The 25507-nt window shown below is 44.1% G+C and carries 21 protein-coding genes and 1 pseudogene; 8 read left to right on the top strand and 14 right to left on the bottom strand.

Annotation, left to right across the window (positions count from 1 at the left end):
* Window positions 1-33 precede the first annotated feature (33 nt).
* The 4 genes from D5F11_RS17610 to D5F11_RS17595 all read left to right on the top strand — a co-directional run bounded on the left by D5F11_RS17610 (window position 34) and on the right by D5F11_RS17595 (window position 4147).
* On the top strand, window positions 34-1047 hold the full coding sequence (locus D5F11_RS17610) for an ABC transporter ATP-binding protein (protein ID WP_120117302.1): 1014 nt from the start codon (window positions 34-36) through the stop codon (window positions 1045-1047).
* The gene (locus tag D5F11_RS17605) at window positions 1025-2005 is read left to right on the top strand and encodes an ABC transporter ATP-binding protein (protein WP_120117303.1); all 981 of its coding nucleotides are present in this window, start codon (window positions 1025-1027) and stop codon (window positions 2003-2005) included. Before D5F11_RS17610 ends, D5F11_RS17605 begins: the two co-directional genes overlap by 23 nt.
* 63 nt (window positions 2006-2068) lie before the next feature.
* Window positions 2069-3142, top strand: coding sequence for a M42 family metallopeptidase (locus tag D5F11_RS17600; RefSeq protein ID WP_120117304.1), 1074 nt, complete (start codon window positions 2069-2071; stop codon window positions 3140-3142).
* Between the two features lie 525 nt (window positions 3143-3667).
* A complete protein-coding gene (locus D5F11_RS17595) occupies window positions 3668-4147 on the top strand; it encodes a C40 family peptidase (protein WP_120117305.1) in 480 nt (159 codons plus the stop codon).
* Between the two features lie 405 nt (window positions 4148-4552).
* On the opposite strand, the gene D5F11_RS17590 is transcribed toward D5F11_RS17595, so the two are convergent.
* From D5F11_RS17590 to D5F11_RS17555, 8 genes are all read right to left on the bottom strand, one after another.
* On the bottom strand, window positions 4553-6247 hold the full coding sequence (locus tag D5F11_RS17590; protein ID WP_120117306.1) for a DL-endopeptidase inhibitor IseA family protein: 1695 nt from the start codon (window positions 6245-6247) through the stop codon (window positions 4553-4555).
* A 54-nt stretch (window positions 6248-6301) separates the two neighbouring features.
* Entirely contained in the window at window positions 6302-7684 is a 1383-nt protein-coding gene (locus tag D5F11_RS17585; RefSeq protein WP_120117307.1) for a sensor histidine kinase, read from the bottom strand.
* Window positions 7681-8388, bottom strand: a complete 708-nt coding sequence (locus tag D5F11_RS17580; protein WP_120117308.1) for a response regulator transcription factor — start codon at window positions 8386-8388, stop codon at window positions 7681-7683. Before D5F11_RS17580 ends, D5F11_RS17585 begins: the two co-directional genes overlap by 4 nt.
* A gap of 95 nt (window positions 8389-8483) precedes the next feature.
* Entirely contained in the window at window positions 8484-9590 is a 1107-nt protein-coding gene (locus D5F11_RS17575) for a Ger(x)C family spore germination protein (protein WP_120117309.1), read from the bottom strand.
* Window positions 9587-10684: a GerAB/ArcD/ProY family transporter gene (locus D5F11_RS17570; RefSeq protein ID WP_120117310.1), complete on the bottom strand. Its 1098-nt coding sequence runs from the start codon at window positions 10682-10684 to the stop codon at window positions 9587-9589. Before D5F11_RS17570 ends, D5F11_RS17575 begins: the two co-directional genes overlap by 4 nt.
* 2 nt (window positions 10685-10686) lie before the next feature.
* Window positions 10687-12045 carry a spore germination protein gene (locus tag D5F11_RS17565; RefSeq protein ID WP_120117311.1) on the bottom strand — a complete coding sequence of 453 codons (1359 nt, stop codon included), beginning with the start codon at window positions 12043-12045 and terminating at the stop codon, window positions 10687-10689.
* 343 nt (window positions 12046-12388) lie between these two features.
* Window positions 12389-13810, bottom strand: coding sequence for an amidase (locus D5F11_RS17560; protein WP_120117312.1), 1422 nt, complete (start codon window positions 13808-13810; stop codon window positions 12389-12391).
* Entirely contained in the window at window positions 13803-13985 is a 183-nt protein-coding gene (locus tag D5F11_RS17555; RefSeq protein WP_120117313.1) for a hypothetical protein, read from the bottom strand. Before D5F11_RS17555 ends, D5F11_RS17560 begins: the two co-directional genes overlap by 8 nt.
* A 217-nt stretch (window positions 13986-14202) precedes the next feature.
* Between D5F11_RS17555 and D5F11_RS17550 the strand changes: the two genes are divergently transcribed.
* Entirely contained in the window at window positions 14203-16533 is a 2331-nt protein-coding gene (locus tag D5F11_RS17550; protein ID WP_244862086.1) for a transporter substrate-binding protein, read from the top strand.
* A gap of 102 nt (window positions 16534-16635) precedes the next feature.
* Window positions 16636-17634 (top strand): ABC transporter substrate-binding protein, encoded by a 999-nt coding sequence (locus D5F11_RS17545; protein ID WP_120117314.1) that lies wholly within the window; start codon window positions 16636-16638, stop codon window positions 17632-17634.
* A 361-nt stretch (window positions 17635-17995) separates the two neighbouring features.
* On the opposite strand, the gene D5F11_RS17540 is transcribed toward D5F11_RS17545, so the two are convergent.
* From D5F11_RS17540 to D5F11_RS27535, 4 genes are all read right to left on the bottom strand, one after another.
* Window positions 17996-19249: a glycosyl hydrolase family 18 protein gene (locus tag D5F11_RS17540; RefSeq protein ID WP_120117316.1), complete on the bottom strand. Its 1254-nt coding sequence runs from the start codon at window positions 19247-19249 to the stop codon at window positions 17996-17998.
* 763 nt (window positions 19250-20012) lie between these two features.
* On the bottom strand, window positions 20013-20480 hold the full coding sequence (locus D5F11_RS17535) for an SRPBCC family protein (protein ID WP_120117318.1): 468 nt from the start codon (window positions 20478-20480) through the stop codon (window positions 20013-20015).
* A gap of 77 nt (window positions 20481-20557) precedes the next feature.
* Window positions 20558-20680 carry a helix-turn-helix domain-containing protein gene (locus D5F11_RS27540; protein ID WP_245998250.1) on the bottom strand — a complete coding sequence of 41 codons (123 nt, stop codon included), beginning with the start codon at window positions 20678-20680 and terminating at the stop codon, window positions 20558-20560.
* A 225-nt stretch (window positions 20681-20905) separates the two neighbouring features.
* Window positions 20906-21124, bottom strand: coding sequence for a cyclic nucleotide-binding domain-containing protein (locus D5F11_RS27535; protein WP_244862088.1), 219 nt, complete (start codon window positions 21122-21124; stop codon window positions 20906-20908).
* 424 nt (window positions 21125-21548) lie between these two features.
* On the opposite strand from D5F11_RS27535, the gene D5F11_RS17525 reads away from it, so the two are divergent.
* Window positions 21549-22055, top strand: a complete 507-nt coding sequence (locus D5F11_RS17525; protein WP_120117319.1) for a TetR/AcrR family transcriptional regulator — start codon at window positions 21549-21551, stop codon at window positions 22053-22055.
* A gap of 77 nt (window positions 22056-22132) precedes the next feature.
* Window positions 22133-23026 (top strand): hypothetical protein, encoded by an 894-nt coding sequence (locus D5F11_RS17520; protein WP_120117320.1) that lies wholly within the window; start codon window positions 22133-22135, stop codon window positions 23024-23026.
* 49 nt (window positions 23027-23075) lie between these two features.
* Here D5F11_RS17520 and D5F11_RS17515 read toward each other — a convergent pair.
* Window positions 23076-23934 (bottom strand): annotated as a pseudogene (locus tag D5F11_RS17515) (ring-cleaving dioxygenase); the annotation flags it as partial.
* 69 nt (window positions 23935-24003) lie between these two features.
* Window positions 24004-25413, bottom strand: coding sequence for a glycoside hydrolase family 18 protein (locus tag D5F11_RS17510; protein WP_120117321.1), 1410 nt, complete (start codon window positions 25411-25413; stop codon window positions 24004-24006).
* Between the last annotated feature and the right edge of the window lie 94 nt (window positions 25414-25507).

Below are 25507 nucleotides of genomic sequence, written 5' to 3'. Positions count from 1 at the left end.
CAGTAACAATTTTTCCGCAAAGGGGGTTAAATGATGGATCAATTGCTTGAAGTGAAAAACTTATCCACTCAATTCAAGACGGAACGGGGAATCGCACATGCTGTCAGATCTGTTAACTTTTCAGTTAAGCCTGGTGAAACGATGGGCATCGTGGGTGAAAGCGGCAGCGGTAAAAGTGTGACAGTCAAGTCGATTATGAGACTGGTTGAAAGCCAGCGGGGAAAAATCTCCTCCGGAGAAATCTTGTTTGAAGAAAAGGATCTTGCCAGCCTGACGGAAAAGCAAATGCAGAGAATTAGAGGAAATGATATTTCGATGATTTTCCAGGATCCGATGACTTCCTTGAATCCATTGATTAAGGTAGGCGTACAAATTTCTGAGGTTCTTCGCTACCACAAAGGGATGACGAAGCAGCAGGCCACAGAAGAAGCCATCAGCATCATGAAGGATTTATCAATTCCTTCTCCGGAAAAACGGTACCACCAATACCCGCATGAATTCAGCGGGGGTATGCTGCAACGGCTGATGATCGCCATCGCCCTTGCCTGCAAGCCGAAATTATTGATTGCTGATGAGCCAACAACGGCACTTGATGTAACAATCCAGGCGCAAATTTTACGGTTGATGGAGGAGCTACAGAAGCAATATGGAATGGCCATTCTCATGATTACCCACGATTTGGGGGTTGTGGCGGAAATTTGCGATACCGTCTCTGTCATGTATGCGGGGGAAATTGTTGAAAGCACGAGCGTGGAAGACATTTTTGACAACCCGCTCCACCCCTATACACAGGCTTTGATGGAGTCAAGGCCGAAGCTTGGGCAAAAACAGAAACAACTTCAGCCGATAGAAGGGTCGCCTCCGGATCTTACAAGAGAGATCAAAGGCTGTCCATTTGCGGCACGCTGCAAGTTTAAAACAGATCTTTGTGAGGTTGAAAGGCCAGTTTTACAAGAATTGACTCCTTCACATTGGGTTGCATGTCATGTGGCCGGACAGTTTAAAAATGAAGGGGAGGATCGCCATGTCGACGTTATTACAAGTTGAGGGCTTGAAAAAATACTTCCCTGCAGGAAAAACAAATTTTCTCGGAAAGCATACCCAGCTCCTTAAAGCCGTCGATAATATTTCATTTGCCATAGAAGAGGGAGAAATATTTGGGTTGGTCGGCGAAAGCGGATGCGGGAAGTCCACGACAGGCAGATGTATTTTAAAAATTGAAGAGATAACGGATGGACGAGTGTTTTTCTCGGGAAAAGACATTACGGATGTTTCAGGCAAGGAATTGCTTGATGTCCGCCGTGAAATGCAAATGATTTTTCAAAATCCGTATTCTTCCCTTAACCCGCGGATGACAATCCGTCAAACGCTTGAGGAAGTATTGAAGGTCCATGGAATAGCGAGTGGAAAAAAAGCCGAGGAAAGAATAGCAGAGCTCTTGGAACAGGTGGGGCTGCCCAAAGATGCAATGGACCGCCATCCCCATGAATTCAGTGGCGGGCAGCTTCAAAGGATTGTCATCGCTCGAGCTTTAGCAGTCGAACCGAAATTTATTTTTGCGGATGAACCGGTATCCGCACTGGATGTATCAGTTCAGGCCCAGATTTTAAACTTACTTGCGACACTTCGGGAGGAATTAGGCTTGACAATATTGTTTGTAGCCCACGATTTGAGTGTGGTGGAGCATATCAGCGATCGGGTCGGTGTCATGTATTTGGGACAGATGGTGGAAATGGCGGATGTAGAGCAATTGTATGAAACGCCTTTGCATCCGTATACTCAGGCCTTAATCGATGCGATACCTGTCAACCATCCGAATGAAAAGAAAGATAAAACGACATTGGAAGGGGACATTCCAAGCCCCCTTGACCCGCCAATCGGTTGCCGCTTTGCTTCACGCTGTTCGAAATGCTTTGCCCGCTGTACGAAGGAAGTCCCGAACTTTCGTGAAGTGAAGCCGGGACATTATGTAGCATGTCACTTGTATGATGAAGCGGAGGAGTGACATACTTTGCTGAAACTGCGCATGGCGTATATGAAGATGAATAGTTTGGGAGGTTGAAAGAATATGAGTTCATTATCAGATTTATTAGTTCAATTTGATGCAATCCACGGTGTTTCCGGCGATGAAGAACGCGTCGCCGAATGTTTGAAAGGACATCTGCAGCCAATCGCAGATGACTATTTTGAAGACGCGCTTGGCAATCAGGTTTTTGTAAAAAAGGGGAGCAACCCAGATTTTAAAATTATGCTGGCTGCCCACATGGACGAAATCGGATATATTGTCCATAACATCGACTCCGACGGCTTCATTTACTTTTTGCCGGTCGGCTACCATGATAGCCGCACCGCTTTTAACCAAGTATTAACCATTCATACGGAAAAAGGACCTATCACTGGTATTACTGGTGGAAAGCCGGCGCATATCGTGACGCCGGAAGAGGCTAAAATGGCTATTCCGTTGAATGAATTGTATATTGATGTCGGTACAAGCAGCAAGGAAGAAACCCATGCACTGGGCGTCCAGATTGGAGACTACATCACATTTGAGCGGACTGGCCAATTCCTAAACGGAAGCGAAATTTTTACCGGAAAAGCGGTCGACAATCGTGCAGCCTGTGCGGTTCTTGTGGAAGTCATGAGGCGTTTGGCAGATAAAGATATTACCGCAACGGTTTATGGAGTCGGAACGACACAGGAAGAAATGGGAATTCGTGGTTCCGAGCCAATCTCCGGACAAATCCAGCCTGATATCGGACTTGCTCTTGATGTGTGTCTATCCGGAGGTACACCGGCTCTTTCCGAAAAGGAAATCCCGGTCACACTTGGCGGAGGTCCGGCCATTATGTTCTACGACTGGACGCCGGACACCGGACACGGAAACAACGTACCGAAGAAATTGACCCGTAAACTTGTAGAAGTTGCAGAAAAAAACAGCATCCCATACCAACGCCAAGCAGTATTGAACGGTGGAACTGATGCTTGGTCCATGAGCATCAGGGGAAAAGGTGCGATGGCCGGATGCATCTCATTCCCATCTCGGTACATCCATTCAGCCACAGGTTGCGTCCACATGGATGACCTTGAGCATGCGGTGCAATTGGTTGTAGCATTTATCGAAGACTTGCAGGAAAAATTATAATAAGATTGGCGTGTGGCGGAGGCGGGTCCTCCGTCACTTTCTATTTTAGCTTTAGGTCGGGGTTCGGTTTGAAGGATGTGAAGGATTGCGCGGAGCCTCCATTGAATAGTATTTGTGCTAAAGTGGGTAGTATTTTAGTATTCCAGGAAAGTGGGTAGTATTTTAGCAATCTGAATAGTATTTTCGAAAGCTGACAAGAAATTTAGAAATTTGGATAGTATTTCGTGATACCGGATAGTATTTTCAATAAACGGACAGTATCATTTCATAAGTCGATAGTATTCTAACCAAGGTGGATAGTAAAGATCAAACATGTACAGAAAGGAAGCCCTGCCTCCGCGCGCTCATACGTTACCGGTTCGGTCCAATTTCAGCTCCCAGCAGGCTTTAGGCCTGCTCTTTTTAGCTCTTCGGTGCATGTAACCTTTGTGTAACCATTTTTAAACAATTAGAAACCAATGGAATCCCGAAACCGAATATGATGTTCTTGTAGCAGAAATAAATCAAAGGAAAGCAGGGATTTTCATGGAAATCAGCTTAACGGCAAAAAGGTCATCGTTTCTCGTTGCAATCGTCACGGCTTTGGCACTTTTTTTCTCTTCATTGTTTGGAGCCAGTGCGGAAGCTGCCACTCAAACGAAAGGTGAAAAGGCGGCAGCTTATGCACAAACGTTAAAAGGGAAGCCTTTTAAGTATGGTGGAACGACGCCAAAAGGGTTTGACGCATCAGGATATACTCAATATGTTTATTCGAAAAGCCTTAAGGTGAAGCTTCCGCGTACGAGTGCTGATCAGTTTAAGAAGGGCCAAAGCGTCAAACTAAAAGACCTTAAGCCTGGAGATCTGGTATTCTATAAAACTAATGGAAAAACAGTTTCCTTCGTTGGAATTTACATTGGCAAAAAGCAATTCATCGGGGCGACGTCCAAAGGAGTCCGCGTTCAGTCCATGGAATTAAATTACTGGAAAACAAAATACATTGGTGCAAAAAGAGTTGTAAAGTAATTTAACAACTGTGAATCAGCGCCCATCGAAGGAGTTCATTGATTTTCTTGTATATGTGCTCATCGCAGTCTCAATTTCAACAATTATTATCCTATGGATATACTTTCTGATACTTACCTTCTAACTTGATTCCCCTGATGTCCTCCACAGGGGGTTTTTTACGAACTATGATTAATATTAAATTGGAGGATTATTAACGAATTACTGGATATTGGCGTTTTCCATCGCAGCTATCATCAGCGGAATTTATTTATTCGGAAAGCTCCAAGGGTAAGAAGAAGGTTGAATAGCAGGGCCCAAAGGAAATCCAAATAGAAGTTGTCAGACATAAAAAAAGGTGGAGGAAACGATTCTCCACCTTTTGATTATACCTGAACGATTCTCCCGATCCGGAACGCTTCCGTATTAGAAAGTCCCCAAATCCGATGAAATTCTCCAGCCATCCTTTGTCTTGGAAAAAACGACGTGGACATATTCAAACGACAAGCTGTTTCCAAGCGATACTTTCAAATCGAATTCCTTTTCCATACCGTTGTCTTTTCTTAGGACGATAACCGCATTTTCATAGTTTAAAAGTGAACCGCCGTCTACGTTAGGTTGCGCCAATTTTCCCTCTTGTTCAATCAAGCTTGCGCGAAGAATGTATGAGCGGATCGTTCCGGGGGTGTAGGATTCCGATAAATATCCAACAAGCTTTTCTTTCGTGTTGAGCTCCGGTCCCATATAACGGTATTCCATCCCATTCTTCGTGAACGTTTCAATGATTCCTTCAGTCATTTTGCCTCCGGATGTGACGTAGGCATATTTGTCTGCCGCCTCTTTTACCTGTTGCACAATTAAGTCATTTTCCAAATTCGTAAAAGTCGGATAGACGAACCCGGGACGCACGTTGGATATCATTTTATCCACAAGGGCATGGCTTTTTTCGTAAATGCCGCCTCCGTTCGGACTGCTTTCAGGTTTCCTGGCAAAGTAAATGAATTGTTCAGACTCCGCAATTCTTTCAAGCTTTGAATCATTCTCCGGTACATGTATATCCTTTGAATATATTTCAATGGTAAAAAGTATTTTCTTACCTGAGGCGGCTGATACGAACACGGAAACCTCATAACCGGCCATATCCATTGCTTTTTCTTCATAAGTGATATAAGGCGCGATCTCTCTTGGAATTTCCATTGTAATTCCTGCATTGCGAACCTCCAATACGAGATCCTGATTGCCTGCCAGTGCAAGTTTGCGTTCAATTTTATCACGAAGCTCTGTAAATTGGTCATAGCTTGGGACAACCATGTTAAAGGACATGCCTTTGTCTACAGCGGTAAGAGCTTGTTCGGGGAGATTTGCCTTCAGCAATGCTTCAGCTAGATAGTACCAATAATAGGAGGCGTCCGGGACTGCAACTGTCCTTCGTTGATAATATTTGACCACCTCGGGAAAATAGGAAGGGTAATGGTGCTTGTCAGATTGCAGTGTTTTTCCTTTCCATTCCAGCAGATCGACATCGTAAATATCATTTCCGTCCTTTTTCCATACAGCCAGCCTCGCTTTCGGGTCATTATCTATTTGAACCAAGTCTAACTCATGGTAATTGACCTTTGCCATTTGATCCAATCCGTCTTTTCTCCATGTGAAAATTTCAAGCGTACTGCCGGCGAAACTTCCTATTTTCCACCCGACCAATAATTCATTCTTTCCGTCTCCCGTCACGTCAGATGCGCTTGCCCAGCTGATTTCGTAGCCCGTGCCTTTTTTGGCAAAAACCTTTTCCCATTTGTCGCCGACTTTCTTCAATACAAACATCCCAACAGGGCCTGAGTTGTTTTTTGATTGATAAAAAACAACAGCTTCTTCTCGCCCGTCTTGATCAAAGTCAGCTGTTAAAACTGGCTTTGATTGAACAGGAGAATTAGGTGTTGCCAAGACGGTTCCTTTCGGGAGGAATCTTTTTGCTATCGAATTGATGTCTTCACTATTAGCTGCTCCTGCAACTGCCTGCTTTGGCACTTGAATCAGGCTGCCGGGCTCAGGAAGAATATTACATCCGGCCGCCAGCATAGACGCTGCGGCTAGGAAAATATATGAAACAAGGCGTTTTTTCATGGGGCCCCCCAATGTTTTTTTCAAGTACTTTACCGATTAGGCAAAGAAAATTGGTTACATTTCAGTAACAGGCAAGGTGATTTCCGCAGTGGTTCCCTGTCCCGGGGAACTTTTCAATTGAAGTGAACCGCTGTGCCTCTCAACGATTTCTTCGCAAATTGCAAGCCCGAGCCCTGTACCTGATCCTTTTGTTTTACCCTTGGCAAATTTGTCCTTGATAAAATCCACCTGGTCGGCCGAAATGCCGATGCCGGTGTCTGCCACTTTTACGATTGCTTGGTTTCCGAGCTTTTGAATGGATACGGTGATGCTTCCGTCCGCAGGAGTGAATTTCAGCGCATTGTCTAGCAGATTGATAAATACTTGGATCAGTCTGTTTTGATCTGCTTTGATTTCGATAGCCGGCTCTTTTACATTCGTCGTCAGTTGAACGCCTTGTCTTTGAGCCCTAGGCTGCAGTTGCTGAACAACTTGATAGACGACGTCCGAGAGGTTCACCTGATCGAAGACAAAGGTAAGTCTTCCGCTTGAAAGGCTGGAAAAGTCCAGAAGATCGCCAAGAAGGCAAGACAGTCGTTCACTTTCAACTTTGATGATTTCCAATCCTTCGCGAAATAGGTTATCCTTTGCCATGGGCTGCAGGGTGATGGCCCAGCCTTTGACGGATGTAAGCGGTGTGCGGAGCTCGTGGCTGATTGAAGCGATGAATTCATTTTTCAATTTTTCATGTTCCTGAACCTGGCTCGCCATGTAATTCATTGTATCGGCCAGCCGTCCCAGTTCATCATCCTTGCCTTTCGGCACTCTTGTTGAAAATTTCCCTGAAGCTATTTGTTCGGCAGCTGTGGTCATTTGACTGATTGGCTTGATGAGTGTTCCTGCAAGGAAAAAGCTGATAAAAGCGGCAAGGACAATAACGATCCCACCGATTGCCAGCAGAATCAGTACGTTTTCGGTAAAAACGGCATTGACAGGCGCAAGCGAGGTCGTAAAGCGGATGGCGCCTATCATTTCGCCGCCCGATTTTAGGGGATAGGTCAATGACATGACTTTTTCCCCTTCTATCCTTCCAGTTGAGGTTGCAATCGTGCCGTCAAGCCCATGCTGTACATCGTCTTCCTGAAAAATATTGTTTAGTTCGGTTTTATGTGACTCTGCGACTATATTCCCTTTCACGTCAACAAGCTGGATCAGTGCACTCACATGAAAATTGTATTGTGACAAAATCTGTCCTGCTTCACTTTTCAGTTTACCTTCAATGAATTCCTGTTCGTTAAAAGACGAAAACAAGGCTCCCTGATCACGAAGAGTCTGTTTTACACCTTCCTTGTAATACATCATCAGAGCCGATAAAATGATCGTCTCGAACAGGACAACGGTAAAAATGATGAGGAGCAGATAACTCCATACAAGTCTTTTTTTTATTCCTTTTTTCATTTGCCGACCTCATCGTGGAAAAAGGAATAACCATACCCCCAAATCGTTTTCAGATAATCAGGATTCGATGGATCCTCTTCAATTTTCTCTCTTAATCTGCGAATATGTACATCTACTGTTTTCGGATCGCCAAAATAGTTCAGTCCCCAAATTTCATCAAGAAGTTCATCTCTCGTAACCGGTTCGTTCAGTTTTTCTGTAAACACCTTAATCATCTGAAATTCCTTGTGGGTCAATTTGATCTGGTTTCCGGATTTATACACTTTTTGTGTTCGGAGTTCAATAACGAAGGGACCTGTCCTGATGATGTCTGGATCTGGCTGATTGGCGGGATTGCTGAGCCTTCTGAGGACCGAGCGAATCCTTGCCACCAGCTCAAGGGGGTTGAACGGCTTCACAATATAATCGTCTGCTCCCAGTTCGAGTCCCATGATTTTTTCCATATCCTGGCCTCTAGCGGACACAATGATAATCGGAATCCCAGGATGATTCTCGGTTAACTGTGCGCAAAGATCGAGCCCGTCCATATCCGGCAGGGTCAAGTCCAATAAAATAAGCGAAGGGACATGCTCTTTTATTAAACTCAGTGCATGTTGCCCTTCACCGGTTTCAATTACTTCGAAATTAGAGCGCTGAAGGTTAAAGCCAATCAATTTGCGGATGGCAAGCTCATCTTCCACAATCAAAATTTTTCCTTCACTCATCACCCATACTCCTTGTCATTTATCATCTACATACATTATATAGCCGGAAGGCTCAGACATGATAGAAAATTTCGAAAGCGGTTGGATGGACGTCCTTATTCAACTGTTCCAGTACTTCTAATCTTTGCATCAACGGTTACATCAAAAGTCATATTCGGATAGATCCCCTGCCACTCCTTATATCTTTTCCCGTTTTGGATCCTCGTTGCTTTATAACGAAGGCCGAAGCCAAGTGGGTCCAAGTTCTCCTTCTGTAAAAATTTCAAAACCTTCAAGGTCTCTTTTTTTGTATGTTTGGCTGCAATGCTGCTGTATGTGGACAACTCGTTTGGAGTCATATCGAAGGATGACTCTTCAACAATACCACCAACGAAAATATTCATTTTTAGGACAGGATTCTCGTTTGGCGAAGTGAGGATCTTGTACTTGACCTTTGCTGTATCCACTGACATGGTGAAATTCTTTCCCTTGTTTTTTACTTCTATGTCCAGTTTATTTGTGCGATTCGCCATCAAGCTGAAGAATTTCGTCTGCATTGAGGTGAGCTGAACAGGCTTTTGATGAGGTGAAAAAACATATGAATGATTGACCATCAGTTTTGAATGGTCTTCATTTGTTCTGATAATCGGAATAGTGGGATCGATCCCGCTTTCAGCAATTTTTCTTCTTGCATCAAAAAGAAAGGTTGAGGCTATATAGGCACTTTCAACACCATTGCCTGAGAAAAGGTTGGTGAGGACAGTTGATCCGGCCATTTCGGATTTAGGCTCGACTTTCAACACCTCCTCGGCGGAAGGGTCTCCGACCGCCACCCATGAGATCATCTGAATATCTCTTCTTCTTATGAAGAAATCTAATGTTTCCCTCATGTCCTTCGCTAAAATTTTCTCATCGAAAATAAGTGCCCTTGTATGGCCGAAATCAATCTCTTTATCCACATGTGTTTTCAAAAAGCGAATGGCGCCGGACAGGGTTGAGTCTTCCCTTGTTAAATAAGTGTACTTGGTACCAGCTTCCTTTAGTGAACCGGAAGGAACAGCCAGCTTTAAAGTGACTTTATAAGGCTTTTTTTCATTTCCGGAATGATCCACTCCTATGGCCTGTACGAAAATTCTTTTATCGATATCTTTAAAGCCGCAGCTTGACAATAAAAGACAAATGAGGCATGCCGCAAGTATTTTCAAAAAAGGTTTCCGCTTCATAATTTTGCCCTCCTTTTTATGAACCAAAAGCTGAAAAAGAAAAGAAGAGTGAGCGGCGGTATCAGATTATAAAAGTACCTGGAATATAAAAGCAGGGTGTATTCCGAGAGAGCGTTTACCAATATTAAAGTAATGATCCAAAATATTATGAGATACAGATAGGGAGTTAGATTGTTTTTTTTCCATTCAAATTTTTTGAACCAAATGATATTCTTGCATGTCTCAATTGCTACATGCCAATGTATTAGGAGGTTCAAAAAAGAAATGGCTAAAAATAATGGCAGAAACAGATATAGTACACGCTCAATGATCCCGAATTTCATCCGTAGTGTGTCGCTTGTTGAGATAGCAGGATAAACAAGATGCTCGATCTTTTCAAACCCATTCAAACCTATCGGGGAAAGGTAAAGTGCTGCCAGTACTAACGTCCCGATGCTCCCAATAATGCTCATTTGTTTCCATGTTACACGGGTTTTTGTTTGCGTGAATGCTCGATTAAAAATGATCATGTTTGAAACGCCGGCAAATATGAAGGAGGCAGCCGAGAATGCGCTGTAATTAGGAAGATGATTAAAATGCATGATGGCCTCCCTGACAAAATCCCATTCGAATTGTTCACTTGAAAAGGATTTGTATATGAGAAAAAGAACAAGGGGCAATGAAAATATAAGGACATTCTCCACTGTATATAAAACGCTTTTTGTATTCATCAAAATGCCGAAAGAAATCACAATCAAAAAGCTGGAGGCAATCCAAGTAATCGGCATGTCTGGTGTCAAAAATCGTTTAAGCATGAATGAGTAGGTGATCAATGTCATGAGACCGGCCGCAAACCATACGCTTGCAATCAACAGATTAAACGGCCAGTACATCCAGGAAGGAGCATATTCCTTCAGCAAAGCAGGGAAGTCCTTGCCAGGAAATTGATTGAAAAAGTTGCCGTTTATGTAAAAAAGAATTAAACCGAAAATGACAGACAGAAGAATGGAAACAATCGTACCAGCCATTCTATGGTCCAAAAGAATTTTCGGAACAGCAGAGATCATATTTGCGGTCATGTTGACAAATATCAAGTAGTACACAAAACGATTCATGTTTAGTTCCCCTTGATCTCTTCTTTTCGCCCTTTATAATAAAATTTCAAATAAGGCTCACCAAAGCTTCTTTTGTTTGTCAAATACATAATAAAGCCGATGAAGCTTAGCATTAGGCCGGCCAGACCCGAGAGGGTGGAAAAAAAGAGGATGACATATCTGAATACCCTGATGGCCAGGCTCATCTCATTAATGGGAATGACAAAGGTGGAAATGGCCACCGCTGAAACAATTATGATCATGACATTGGAGGTCAGGGCAGCCTCCGTAGCCGCTGTACCCAGAATAAGACCGCCCACAGTGGTAGCTGTTGCACTCACGGCTTTCGGTAGACGGATGCTCGCCTCTGTCAGAAGTTCCATCACAAATAGCATGAACAGGACTTCAATATATGAAGGATAGGGGACCCCAATTCGGCTTCCCGCAATCGAAAGTGCCAGCTCCGAACGGAAGACATCCGGAGTATAAGAGATGACAGAAACATATAACCCCGGGAGAATCAGACAATTGAAAAGACCGATATATCTGAGCATGATGGCAAACCTGGACACCCAGTATGTATGATAGCCGTCTTCGATGGAAGTCATGAAATCGAAAAACACAGCCGGGGCAATAATGGCGTTTGAATCACCGTCCAGAAGCAGCACGACTTTTCCGCCTGCTATATTATAGACGATGCGATCCGTCCTTTCTGTCATCATCATGTTCGGGAATAAGGAAAACCTCTTATTGTTTATTAGGAACAGCAGCTCCGATGTTGATTGGATGATGTCTCTGTCAAGGGACTTGATCCTTTGTTTCACTTGTTCAAGCACGTACTGATGTACATCGTCCTGATCATAAATCAGCGCAAGTGATTGGTTTGTCTTTTTTCCAATCGTGAGCATTTCGATGGTGAGGGAAGGCTGATGGTAGCGTTGTCTGATCAGATTTAAGTTCGTCATGATGGCCTCGCTCAAAGCATATTGCGGCCCTTGAATCGTAGGTTCAATATTGCTTTCGAGGACGTTATCATTATTCACCATAATAAAATCAAATAGGAGCAGTGAGTCGTTGATATGGATCAAAACGCTGCCTTTTGTAATCTCAAGCAAAATTTGCTCCTTTGATTCAATTTCAATCTGATTTGGCAGGGAAGACAAATAAGCCTCTACTTCTCCGAGTGAAGGCAGCTCAAAGAAAGGTTTGATGAGGCTTTCCTGTAGCCTTTGCCCATCTGCGACTGTTTTAATATATAAAAGCATCATCCTTTTATTGTTGATCTCCAGTGGTTTATGTACAAAATCAAAGGTTTTGATTTCATTCTTCAACCATTCAATCGTTTCGGATGGGGTGTAGATGATGGGGATTTTTTTGCGCATAGGTGTCATCTCCTTGAATTGAGATTTAGGTGTGTAATGGCACATTGTTGTGGATCGATCCTGTGAAAAAAGAAAAGGACTCATTTAGGGATAATGAATTATGCGAAATCTCGAAATCGGTCACTAATGACACAATGCACTTTTAGCCGGAAATCATGCTGTTATTTAGCATGTCACGAATGAAGATGGAATATGCAGGAGTGTCTGAACCTCGGGGGTGGAATGTTTCATCTTGAACATATTGTTAAGTGAGGAAGGCTAACAGAATTTGCTTCACACAGCAATATGGAAAAGCACTTCAGAATTCGCCTCTGAAGTGCTTGCTTTTGAAAAGTGTAGCTGTTTATTTCACCGGGCTGGCAATTTTGGGTTTTCTTCCTTTTAACGGGTTGGTCTGCTCGAAAGCATAGCCTGTGTTCAGAACGGTGCTTTCATGGAATGCCGGGCCGATGATCTGCAATCCGACAGGCATTTCGTCTTTCAATCCGCACGGTAGCGTCATGGCAGGAAGTCCCGCGAGGTTGCATGGTCCCATAAAACGGATGAAGTTGTCAATGAGATCGACTTGCTTTCCGTTCAGGTCAGCGAAGTCGCTCCCGATATCAGGCGGCATGACCGGTAGCGTCGGTGCCATCAGGACATCCACTTTTTCGAAAGCTTTGTGGAAGTCCTGCTTCAATTGACGGCGAAGCTGCTGTGCCTGCAAGTAATCGACAGACGAGAAGAGTTCCCCAAGCTCAAAGAGCAGGCGGATATCATCGCCGAAATCGTCTGGCCGCTTTTGCAAATCCCGATGGTGGATTGCCGAAGCTTCTGATAGGGAAGTAACAAGCTCTGCATATTCGGAATATTGCAGGGCAGGGATTTCAACCTTCTCCACTTTCGCCCCCTGTCTTTCAAGCGTTTTTATTGCTTGTCGGACCAAGTTTTCAACGCCCGCGTCTACATTTTTGAAGTAGTACTCTTCGTTGATTCCGATGACGAGATCTTTTACATCTCCAGTCAATTTGGAAGAGTATTTTTCCGTTGGTGCATTGGCGGAAGTTGGGTCATTCGGATCGTAGCCTGCGATGACTTCCAACAGGCCAGCTGCATCTTTGACAGTCTTTGTCATTGGACCGATATGGTCCAGCGACCAAGCAAGGGGATAGCATCCGTATTTACTGACCCGGCCAAATGTTGGTTTGAGACCGACGATTCCGCAAGACGACGATGGGATACGGATGGATCCCGCTGTGTCTGTTCCAAGCGTGGCGACTGTCATGTCAGCTGCTACTCCTGCACCGGAACCGCCGCTTGATCCACCTGGAATTTTTTCGAGATTCCAAGGGTTTCTAACAGGGCCGAAATGGGGGCTGTTATTTGTGATTCCCCATGCATATTCGTGCATATTCAATTTTCCGGTGAAAACGATACCGGCTTCCCTCATTTTTGAAATAACCGTAGCATCATAATCGGAAACAAATTCTCCATGGATCTTGGAGCTCATGGTTGTCACTTCATCTTTAAAATAGATGTTATCTTTTATCGCCATTGGAATGCCGTGATACATTCCTTTATAATTGCCTGATGCGATCTCTTTGTCTGCCTGCTCCGCTTCTTTTTCCGCCTTATTGCGCCGAAAGCTGACATAGGCATTGACTGTATCGTTGAGGGTCTCGGCATGGTCAAGTACTGCTTTTGTCAATTCAAGTGATGATACTTCTCTCTTCTCAATGAGCGGCGCCAATTCTTCCACTGATTTAGCTACGAGTTCTTTACTCAATGTGGTCACCTCCGGGAGTGTTGCGAAGACTTATGTCTGCATCATCAAGGTTCGCACTGTCAATTTTCTTCTTCAAATCCTGAATAGCATCCCAGCGTGTCTGGAGCAGGGGAAGATGTCCTTCTTTAACGGTGATCCCCTTATCCTCCAATTTTTCCTGAATCGATAACTTCAACCTGAATCCTCTCCTTTTGTAATTAAGTAGAAACGGATTGAAACTTATGTTTGAAGCAGTGCTGCCTAGACGTCTCTTCCTAATGAAACTATTGCAAATTTCATGCCAAGGAAAAAGACGATTAGAAAGGGATTCTGATATTTCCCATGTCCCAAAAATAGACGTATTAATTGAATTGTGAGAAATTTAGATATATTATATAAGTGGATCATATAGTATGTCCGATATTGAGACGGTTTTCCTAAAATGGGACATAGGGGGAGAAGATGATTTGCAAATTAAAGTCGGACTTCTTTTTTCTTTGACAGGCATCACGTCAATCACGGAAAAAGGGCAGTATGAGGCTGCCAGTTTTGCCATTAGCGAGTTCAATGAGCGTCATGCGGAAATCGAAGCCATAGTCCGGGATATATGTTCAGATCCAAGGAGGAGTGCCGAAGAGGCAGAAGCGCTTGCCCGGGACGGAGTTAGGATTTTTATTGGCTGTTACACTTCAGCTTGTCGGAAAGCCGTTTTGCCCATATTGGAAAAGTATAATTGTCTCCTTGTGTATCCAACCCTTTACGAGGGACAGGAAGATCACCCCCATGTTTTTTACACTGGAGAAGTCCCCAATCAGCAAGTCCATATACTGATTGATTATTTCATGAGTCATTACGGCAAACGCATTTACCTGGTTGGAAATGACTATATTTACCCGCGGGAAACAAATGAACAGGTAAAGAGCTATGCGTCAGAGAAAAATGGGGAAGTGGTCGGAGAAAAGTATGTGCCTTTTGGTAATCAGGAATTCCATAAAGTGATTCAGGATATCATCTTAAAACAGCCGGATATCATTTTTTCGACTTTGGTAGGAAAAAGTGTACCGGCATTTTATCGCCAATATGCGCATATGCGTCTGTCCCCGGAGTCCATTCCGATTTTTAGCCCTATTACGAAAGAAACTGAAATCGAAGCAATGGGAGCGGAGTTCGGGTCAGGCCATTACAGTTCAGCCAGTTATTTTCAATCATTGTCCAATCCTCTTAATCTATCCTTCATTCAACGGTTTCATCATTTTTCTGGAAGAAAGCAGCCGGTTTCGTCTGTCATGTATAACACTTATTTGGGAACAAAAATTGTTATTGATTCGATAGTGAAAACAAAAGCGCTTGACCGGAAAGAAATTATTCGGAACATAGGAGGAAAAAGGATGGATACGGCATGCGGGACACTGCGTGTAGACGCTAGAGGCAGGCACCTTTCAAGACCAGTGAAAATAGGGAAAGCACAGCCTGACGGCCAATTTGACATTGTTTGGGACTCTGATAAAAATATAAAGCCGGAACCTTTTAAAATCAGCACAAGGAAAGCAAGCCGTTTGAATGAAATCGTCCTGGAAGCATGGGGACAGATCAGTGAGGAAGCGATCATTGCTTTTTCTGAAAATGGGACGATTCAATACTTGAGCCGAAAGGCTGTTGAGCTAACTGGGCTTGAAAAGGGGAACAAACTAACAAAGAAAATGATCGGGCAGCTATACGACTCTTTTCAAATCATCTCCCATGAAGCCAAGCAGAAGCATCTATTATTGTTGAAGCCGCGAATAGGTAGGAGCACAGTTCCAGTAATGACATTTGGCCGAGTGAGAACGAGAAGCGAGCAGTACCAGCTTGAATTGGAGACGGCCCAAATTGCTGCGAAGTCAACCGCGAATGTGCTAATTTTAGGGGAGACCGGAACAGGGAAAGAAATGGTAGCTAAATCCATTCATGAAATGAGCGACCGGAGTAGTGGCCCGCTTATTTCGGTAAACACTGGCCTCATACCCAAAAGTCTCATCGCAAGTGAATTGTTTGGATATCTGGAAGGTACATTTACGGGGGCTCGAAAGGGAGGCGCCATTGGAAAATTTGAAGCTGCTCACAATGGTACGCTTTTCTTGGACGAGATTGGAGATATGCCAATGGAATTGCAGGTTATTTTGCTGAGGGCCCTTGAAACAAAAACAATCGTCCGCCTTGGTGACACGAAGGAGAGGGAACTAGATATTCGGATTATCGCCGCGACGAACCGGAAACTGGAGGAGGAGATTGCCTATGGAAATACATTTCGCTCGGATCTGTTTTACCGCTTGAATGTGTTGTCCTTGACGATTCCGCCGTTGCGGGAGCGCCCTGAGGATATTGAAGTGCTTGTAATGGAGCTTCTTCAGGAACTAGAAAGTTCATATGCAGACGGTGCGAAGCGGGTGAGCGCTGAAGTTTTGCAACTCCTTGTGGAATACCCATGGCCAGGAAATATTCGGGAATTGAGAAACGTCATGGAACGGGCTTACCTACTTGCGCGCGGGAAAGACCGGGAAATCAAAGTGGAACATTTGCCTGGGAATTTGCGAGGTTACTTATTGAGAAAGGCAGCGCCACAGCTCTCTTTGAAAGAGGCCGAGCGAGAAATGATTGCGAAGGCGCTCCGCGAAACGAAAAATGTTCTGGAAGCTGCCAAGAAACTTGGAATTGCAAGGAGTACACTCTATCGAAAAATAAAAGAATTTAAAATCAGTGTCTAAGAGAAACATCAGATTGACAGCGCATACACACTAGTTTATAATTTTTCTGAAAATATTAATTTTAGAAAAAAGGGAATTTTATTAAAAGTGGGGGTTAGTAGGATGAGATTTAAAAAGAGTCTCCTTTCTTTAATCGGAGCCATTTTCATCTTGGGCGCTTGCAGCAGCAATTCCTCTGCGCCTGAAGCGGAGCCGGTCGATTCAGACGAAAAGGAAAGCAAGGAAACATATAAGATTGGCGTTACACAGTTGATGGAGCATCCGGCGTTAAACCAAGCGACTGAAGGTTTCAAAAAGGCGATTGAGGAAGCTGGGCTTGATGTTGAGTATGACATGCAAAATGCCCAAGGTGATAATAGCGCGAACGATACAATAGCCTCCAACTTTGTCGGTCAGAACGTGGACCTTATTTTTGCTAACTCAACACCTAGTGCTCAAGCTGCATTGAGTAAAACTACGGAAATTCCGATTGTTTTTACATCAGTCGTCGACCCAGTTGGCGCAGAATTGATCGACTCTATGGAAAATCCCGGCGGCAATGTAACGGGGACAAGCCACCATCATCCGGAGTCCATTCCAAAAGCACTGGAATATTTGAAAAATGAACTCGGAGCGAAAAAAGTTGGTACGATTTACAATGCGGGAGAGCAAAATTCGCGCGCTCAAATTGATAAGATTAAAAAGCAGATGGAAGAGTGTGGATTGGAATTGGAGGAAGCGACGGTTGCCACAAGCGCGGATGTAAAGCAGGCGACTGAATCAATTGCGGATAAGGTTGATGCCATTTATTGCATTACGGATAACACTGTGGTTTCGGCGTTTGAGTCAATTGCCGATGTTGCAACTACACAGAAAGTGCCATTATTGGCAGCGGACCTTGATTCGGTTCCAAGGGGGGCTTTCGCTGCGTTCGGAGTGGACTTCTTTGAAGTCGGCCATGGAGCGGGTGAAATGGCCGTGAAAATTTTAAATGGGGAAGCCAAGCCCAACGACATACCTGCTGAGCCGCCCAAAACATTGAAATTTATGGTCAACAAGGAAGTGGCCGATGCAATCGAGGTGGAAATCAAGCCGGAATGGGAAGCTGAAGTTTACGAATAAAGAAAGGCGTTTAGTAACTTACAAACTGAATAGAAATGTGAAGACGCTTTGATCAGCTGGATAAACAAGATGACAGGTTTGATCATTTACGGGGAAGGCGTTTAGGCATCAGTTGAAGCCGGAAAGAAAATACTTATATGAAATGTATTCGTTTGAACAAAAGAAAGATCTCTTTAAGGGGGTGCCCCCCTAAAAGAGATCTTTTGTTGTTAAGAATATAAATTATGAGAACTTTTATTTCGAACCCGTAGTTGAGAGATTCAACGCATGTTTCCATGGTGGAGGAATCAAAAATGCTGTGGAACTGAAGAGCAGTCTTCTTACAATTGACCATTATAATGGTCACCTTAAGTTGCGCCTTTTATCTTTTTTTTCTAAAAAACTCTCGGACTAAAAACGCGGACTGCGGAAAGTGCAGGCCTAATTGCCAGGCTCCAACCCCTCTTAGCTTATAATCGACGGCCAATTGAAATTTTACCGCCCGTGCCCGGATATCTTCAAACCAGACGATGTGTCTTCTTCCGCCTTCATCCCAGTAAGTGTAATGAGGCTGCTGATATTCTGTGGAATATTGGATTGGCACTTGGTATCTCATTGCGGTCGCGTAGGCATTGGAGACTGAAAATGCACTGGCACTGGCAACTGACCCATTGGTCATCGTCCAATTATATCCATAGCGTGGGACGCCTAACACAATTTTATCTCTCCCCATCTTCGTCAAGGCATAATCAAGTGTTTTCCTTACTTCAGTGATGGGTGCTACTGGACCGGGGTCACTTCCAGCCTCATGCCAGTCGTACGCCATGATAAAAACAAAGTCGACAGCAGCTCCGATTCCGCCATAATCAAACCCTTTCAGCCACGGGATGTCATCGGAACTTTTTGCGGGAACGGCCGCGGAGATGGTGAACCCCTCCGGTTTAAGACGGTCCCTCAAAGCAGCCAAGAATCCGCTGTATAAATCCCGGTCACTTTCGAGGACTTGCTCAAAATCTACATTGACCCCAGCGTAATTTTTACTCTTAACTAAATTATAAATATTATTGATTGCTCGCTGACGGAGTGTAGGATCATTTAGAATTCTTTTAGTCAATTGCGGGCTAAAGCCACTCTCTGTCAAATTTGTAATGACTGCGATTGGAATCGCATCATTTTCTCTAATGAGGGAGACGACCTGCTGATCATCCAGAGTACTTAAACTTCCATCCTCCAAAATATGATGCTCAAACACACCGAAATTCGAAGTGATTGGAGCAAAGGTTTGCACATTTTGACGGTTTTTCTCGGGGGTGGAGGGGGTCAAATAACTAAGACCTTGCTCCGGATGTTTGTCCCTCGGGGGAAAATAAATCTCCATCCCAACGGTCAACTCATCAGATTGAAGTCCGTTATATAAGCGAATTGTTTCTTCCGGAATGAAGGCAATCTGAGCAATGGAAAAAAGAGAATCACCAGGCTGTACAATATATACATTCGATGGAACCAGTAAATCCTGGCCGGGAACAAGCCGATCTCTACTCAAACCGTTAGTGATGCGAAGGCTGTCCATCGAAATTCGATACTTGGCCGCAATTGAAAACAATGAATCCCCCAGTTTCACAACATAAATAAACATATGGCACCCCGTTTCATCATTAGCGGATGGTCTTTTATTGATATATATGTGAGCATGTTTTCTCTTATGATTGTGGTTGGAAAATGGAGTGTGCGTGTAGCTGTGTGGAAAGCTGTATAATGGGTGCATGGTTAGGCTTATATCATAACTTTCTAGGAAATCGAGTCGATGACTGATGCATAAAAAAAGTAGTTTTTAGTAGGTTAGCATGGAAAAGGGGTGTCTGTTTTGAAAAGTCAGAGGTTCATAGTGGTTTTATTTATGGTACTTGGGATATTTTTGTTAGCCGGCTGCAACAAAAGTCAGGTACGAGGTCAAAAAAAGCCTAATAAGGTTCATAATGATTTTCTGTGTTCGATGAGAAATATATTGGAGAAGATGAACAAAGTATTGGTGACTTGTACCCTGTTTCTTACGGAAAAGAAAAAGAGAAAATTGCCAGTAAAGTGAAGGACGGCTTTTATTCTTATATCAATAGCCAGGATAAAGTCTGTTTATCAATGAAGATATCGTAACCTTCCAAAATCCAGAAGGAGATTTGTATATCATCGTTGATGAAAATGAGAAGGATAAAATTGCTTCTCGCGTTACTCGTTATGAACTAATTGGGAGCCATATCTATTATTTGAATGATGACGGCGATTTCCAAATGTATAATATCAAGGATAAGCAGGAAACTGAAATTGCCAGCGATGTTTTTTATTTTACTAGCTTAAGTGATAAAGAGGAAGTTGCTTATTGGGTCTTGATGGGGTCTGACCCCTTATTTTCCAATCGCCTGCACATATTCTTCATACCATTTTTTCCATTCTGTCATTCGATCTATCGATTTTCCATCCAGCAGCGCGCCAATCATATCTAGGCACACATGCCATCCGGCAAGGTCTTTGGGAGTATGATCCGTAATCATGTTGATTGTTTCCATCAGGGTCAAGGTGCAGCCATTCGCTCGCGGGTTCAGTTCAAAACGGACGCTGTCTTCCCACCATGAAAACTCCAAGAGGGAACGATTCACAAAGTCGGTAATCTGAAGCTTCTCAACACTGCCATCCGGCATATTGAATGTCATGTATCCGCCTTCCCGCAACTCGCCGACCCGAAGTTCCGGGAACCATTGGCTGAGCTTTTCGTTTTCTGTCAACCATGCCCACACTTCCTTGGCCGAATGGTCCAAATTACGTTCAAATCGTGCAACATACTTTTCCCCCGTTTTTTCAATTGAAGCAATCATTCTATTCCTCCTCTAGAGCATTTGAAAGTCCCATGTCATGGGATCTTCCAAAGCCTCCGTATTCAAACTCCCATAGGTTACAGGTTTTCCAAAGCCTCCATATCCCAAACTTTAATTTTCCGCTGGCTGGTTTGCTCAATCCAGCCGTTCTCCTGGAACTCTGCCAGCTTCCTGTTTACGGTTTCCGGAGTGTCCCCCAAATAGGAGGAGATGTCTTTTTTCGGTATGGGCAGGCAGGGTGATGGAGGTCGATTCCTGATTTTTGGCCAGCTCTACGAGGTAAGCGGCGATCCGCTTTTCGGTATCTTCTGAAGTCAGGCTGCTGACGAGTTTTTCCGTCCGCTCCAGGCGCTTGCTGAATTCCTCCATGATCTTTAAGGAGATGGCAGGATACTTTTTTAATAAAGCTTTCAAATTGCTCCGATTTATGACGCAGAGCTCGGTGTTTTCCATGGCGACGGCGTAGTGGTCAAAGGGGAGCCCGAAAATAAAGCGAGTTCTCCCATGAATTCGCCAGGCTCCAAAATCCGGATGAGCTGCTCCTTGCCGGATTCGGACAAACGAAAAATTTTCACCCGGCCCTGATGGACAATGTATAAATGGGCGGAAGTGTCGCCAGCGCCGTAAATTTCTTCACCGCGCACATATTTCTATGACCGTGTGGCTTTGACGATTTCCTGCATTTCCTCAGTCCGTAAATGATTAAAAATCGGAACCAAAGAGACGCAGAGCTTCTGCATTTCCTTGATATTCGGCTGAAGGTGTCCGCATTCTTTCAAATGTTACACGCCCTCTCTTACTGGGATAGTGATGTTCCGCTCTTTATTTCGTTGTATGCTTTGGCTAGACTTGAGGAGTGCTATCGGCACCGAAGTGTTTAAACCAACCCTTTCGCATTTCTTTCTATTATAACTGATGAGGCGGAGAGAGTTAAGGAAGACGGGAAGCACACTTGGTTCGTTGATTAACCTTTCCGACGTGTTGAAGTATGCAAATGTTATTATTGATTGACATAAATTTGGTTCCGATATAATATTTATTTATTGATAAATAAAAAAGGATGATCACATGGCCAAGGAAGATAAAAAGGAACTCATTATTGAAAACGCCGTCGGGATATTTGCAGAGATGGGTTATTATAAAGCAACTACTGCGCTGGTGGCAAAAGCGACGGGGGTGACGCAACCGTACGTGTTCCACTTTTTCAAGAACAAAGAGGAACTGTTCAAAACAGTAATTGACCGTGCGTTTAACCGGCTCTATGACACATTTGCCAAAGTTGAAGCCCCTGCCGGTCAATTGATTGAAGTAATGGGTGGGGCTTTTTCCGAAACAATTCAAACCCATAGGGACGAGGTTTTGCTCGTTATGCAGGCGCATTCGATTTCGGAGGAAGGAATACGAGAACATGTCCGTAGTTTGTATCAAACTATGTTTGAGGCGTTGACTTTGAAATTTGAAAGGGCGGGAATTCCTCATGCTAAAAAAAACGCTGCACATTTTATTGGCACAGGCCTTCTGATTACTCTTTCAGAAGTATTGAATCTACCGCAATTGATCAAAGGCAATCTTTAAAAAGAAAGTGAGCTAAGCTTTCTTTTTTTGACAAATTATTTATTGATTGATAAATAAAATTGAAAAGAGGTTGAATAATGACAAGAGAGATCAAGTTGTTCGAAGGGGAAAAGGGACTTTTCATCACAGGATTGATTGGGTTTTTGCTCGCTGGAATTACTGCCGTGTTTATTCTTTTTCGCGGGTCAGTCGTTTTGCCTGAAGGCAATCTGGGCGATGCGTTTTCTTTCAATGCTGCCATCGGAATATTCGCTATTTCCATCGCCGCCATTCTGCCGTTAGCCGGGTTTAGTCCACGTAAAAGAAAGGCGATCCGTCGGCTCTTCATTATCGCAAGTCTTTATGCTTATGCTATAGAAACGATACAGCACTTCCGTGGATTGAATCCGCGATTTTCCCGCGAAGGATCTGTTATTGATACGGTTGTAGGAATGCTTTTCGGTGTCGTTTCTCTTTTGCTCATAATTTTATGTTTGCTGCTCACGATTCAATTTTTCAAAGCTTCCCAGAGGCCTTTCCTGATCATCGGGATTCGCTATGCATTTTTATCCATCCTTGCTGCCAACCTTGCAGGTATTGGCATGATTTTGCTGGAGGGGAGGTTTGTAGGAAGTGCTGGAAACCTGCTTGTTGTGCACGGATTAGGATTCCATGCTCTCCAGACGTTAGTTTTACCAGGTTGGCTTTTGGAAAAAGTTCAAGGCAGAGAGCGTTTGAAAAAAAGAATGATCCATTTCGGGAGCATTTCCTGGATGTTTGCAATTTTACTTATTGGTGTCCAAACTGTACTTGCCCGATCTGTATTTGAATTCACCTTTTTGCCGGTTCTAGCAGGAATTCTGCTAATCGTTTGGCTTGGAACAGCGCTTTTTTCAATCGTTCTTTTTATCAATGCCGTGAAAGATACGAAGGCAGATGAAACTAAATGTTTGGAAAAACCGATAACAGACCAATTCACTATGATAAAATGATGGAAAAACTTTTGAAGAGCGGAGGCATTTTTTATGGGGATCCGGTTAATCAACCAGTGTTTAAAATTGGATTCTGGTCATCGATTTTGTTTGCATTAACAGGAATTGTATATGCAGTTGGCATGGTTGCTTTACTCTTTGCATTTCCCATTCCGGAATGGCGGGGGATCGCTGACACCAGCGATTCGCCTAAATGTTCGAGCGGCTCATCTGTATCAAATCCGGGTCCATCAGTAGAAAGCTCGAACAGGATTCCATTCAGCTCCCTGAAATAAAGAGAGCGGAAATAGAATCTGTCGACGAACCCCGAGTTTTGAAAGCCTGCTTTTGTTATACGGTCAATCCATGTCCGAAGCTCGGCTTCATCTTCTACGCGGAAAGCCACATGATGGACCCCTCCACGCCCAAGTCTTTCAGGCGACAGGTTCCTTCTTTCCTCAACATGTACTTCTGCCCCCTGTTCCACCTTCGCCTGTTTCAAAAACAAGAATATCTGGTTGACCGTCCAAATGAGACGGATAGCTTCCTTTTTTTCGAAATCCCAGCAACTCAGTTAATACCTGTGTTGTGCGTTCCGCGTAGCGCACAGTCAATTGCACAGGTCCTAGTCCGAGTATGCCCATTTCCTGAGGGACCGGACTTTTTTCCAAGGGGCTTCGCCTGCGACGCCTTTCTTATTTTCATCCGATACGGATAAGGCATTGTCCCTCAGGATCCCTGAACGCAAGCGTTTTGCGATTTTCTCTTTCTTTAATATCGTCATGTTCAACCCCAAGCTTAACGAGACGGTTTTTCCAAAAATCCAGCTCAGAGCTATCAGGAACGCGTAGGGAAGTGGCGGAGATGCTGCAGACACCCTCCCGATTTCGAGCCATCATCGGTAGTTCGAAAAACGTCAGTTCCGTGCCTGAGTGATCGAAATGTTTAAGTCAAAATATCGGCTCTAAATGAAAAAAGCCAGACTCTCTTTTGTCCGGCTACATTTTTCTAATAATGAAATTATCCTCCAGCAAAAGCCAATTCTGTGGAAACGGATAGCCCAGTACCCAATAGCTCACTCCATGCAAGCCGAATTCTTTTACCAAATCAAATTTGGCCTGGGCGCTTCGGGCATCTTCGAACCATACTTCATGGCGGCGCCCCTGTTCGTCGGTATATCGGAAAAACGGGGATTGCGCTCTTTCATCGTATTGAATGGTAGCACCATATTTCAATGCCCGACGGATAGCTTCCTGCATATCAAAGGTTTCGGCTTCTTGCCCTTGAACGTGGGGAATGATCCAGTCACGAGCGTACAATTGGAAGCCCATCAAAATTTTATTCCGAGGAATGACAGTGACAGCATATTCGATGACCCGCCTCATCTGATTAAGTGGCGAGATGGCTTGCGGGGGACCGAGGCGGTACCCCCATTCGTAAGTCATTAACACAACGAAATCGGCAATTCTTCCATGTGCCTCATAGTCATGAGCTTCATACAGAATGCCTTGTTGCTCACTGCTTGTTTTAGGAGCAAGTGCTGTGGATAAAAAGTATCCGAGCGGATGCAGGCGGTCGACTGCCCGCTGAAGAAATTGGTTATATGCTTCACGGTCAGTTTGCCTGACATTCTCGAAGTCGATGTTCAATATACGGTATTCTTTTTCATTCATGATATTGATCACGTTCGTTAACAGACGCTCTTGAAGCTCAGGGTTTGATAGGATTGTATGAGCCAGTCTGGTACCCGGGTCTGTGGATGAAAAATTAGTGATGGACATCATAGGGACGACATGTCTGTCCTGGGCTGCTTTAATAATTGCCCTATCGTTGATGGGTTCTAAGCTCCCGTCCGTTTTCATGATATAGGCGAAAGGAGTTACATACGTAAGATACTGACCCACTTCCCGGACTTCTCTGGCACCGGTCTCGCTCAGGTTGATGGTATAGGCATTCACATCGATGACCGGCTTTGGAAAAGGAATCGTGAGCACGGAGCCAACTGGAATGAGATTCGGATTTTGAATCTGATTCATTTTTACAATTTCCTGAACAGTTGTTCCGTAACGTTGGGCAATCTGCCATAGTGTTTCGCCGGCTTGGACCGTATGGACACGGGCGGGAATAACTAAAACTGTACCAAGTTTAAGCATATTCGGATTTGCCAATTGATTCAGACGTATAATCGCATCCAGTGAAACGCCGTACCTTTGTGCGATCTGCCATAGTGTTTCCCCGCTCCGAACGATATGCTGCCGTGCGGCGATCGGAATAACAAGAGCCTGACCAATGATGAGCCGGTTCGGGTCAGGCAATTGATTCGACGCCGCAATTTGTGAAACATTACTGCCGTAACGGCGGGCAATCTCTGCTAAAGTCTCTCCGCTGCGGACAACATGAATAATCATAGATATCCTCTCCTAAACAAGTCATATGACTAGTGTATGCGCGGAAAACGGCGGCAAGAATAAAATCCAGTGTAAGAAAAAATGGGGGTCAAAA

The organism is Siminovitchia terrae, assembly GCF_003605405.2.
GTDB lineage: Bacteria > Bacillota > Bacilli > Bacillales > Bacillaceae_C > Siminovitchia > Siminovitchia terrae.
Note: the sequence above shows the minus strand (reverse complement) of the source record. Positions and strands in the feature narration are given on the sequence as shown.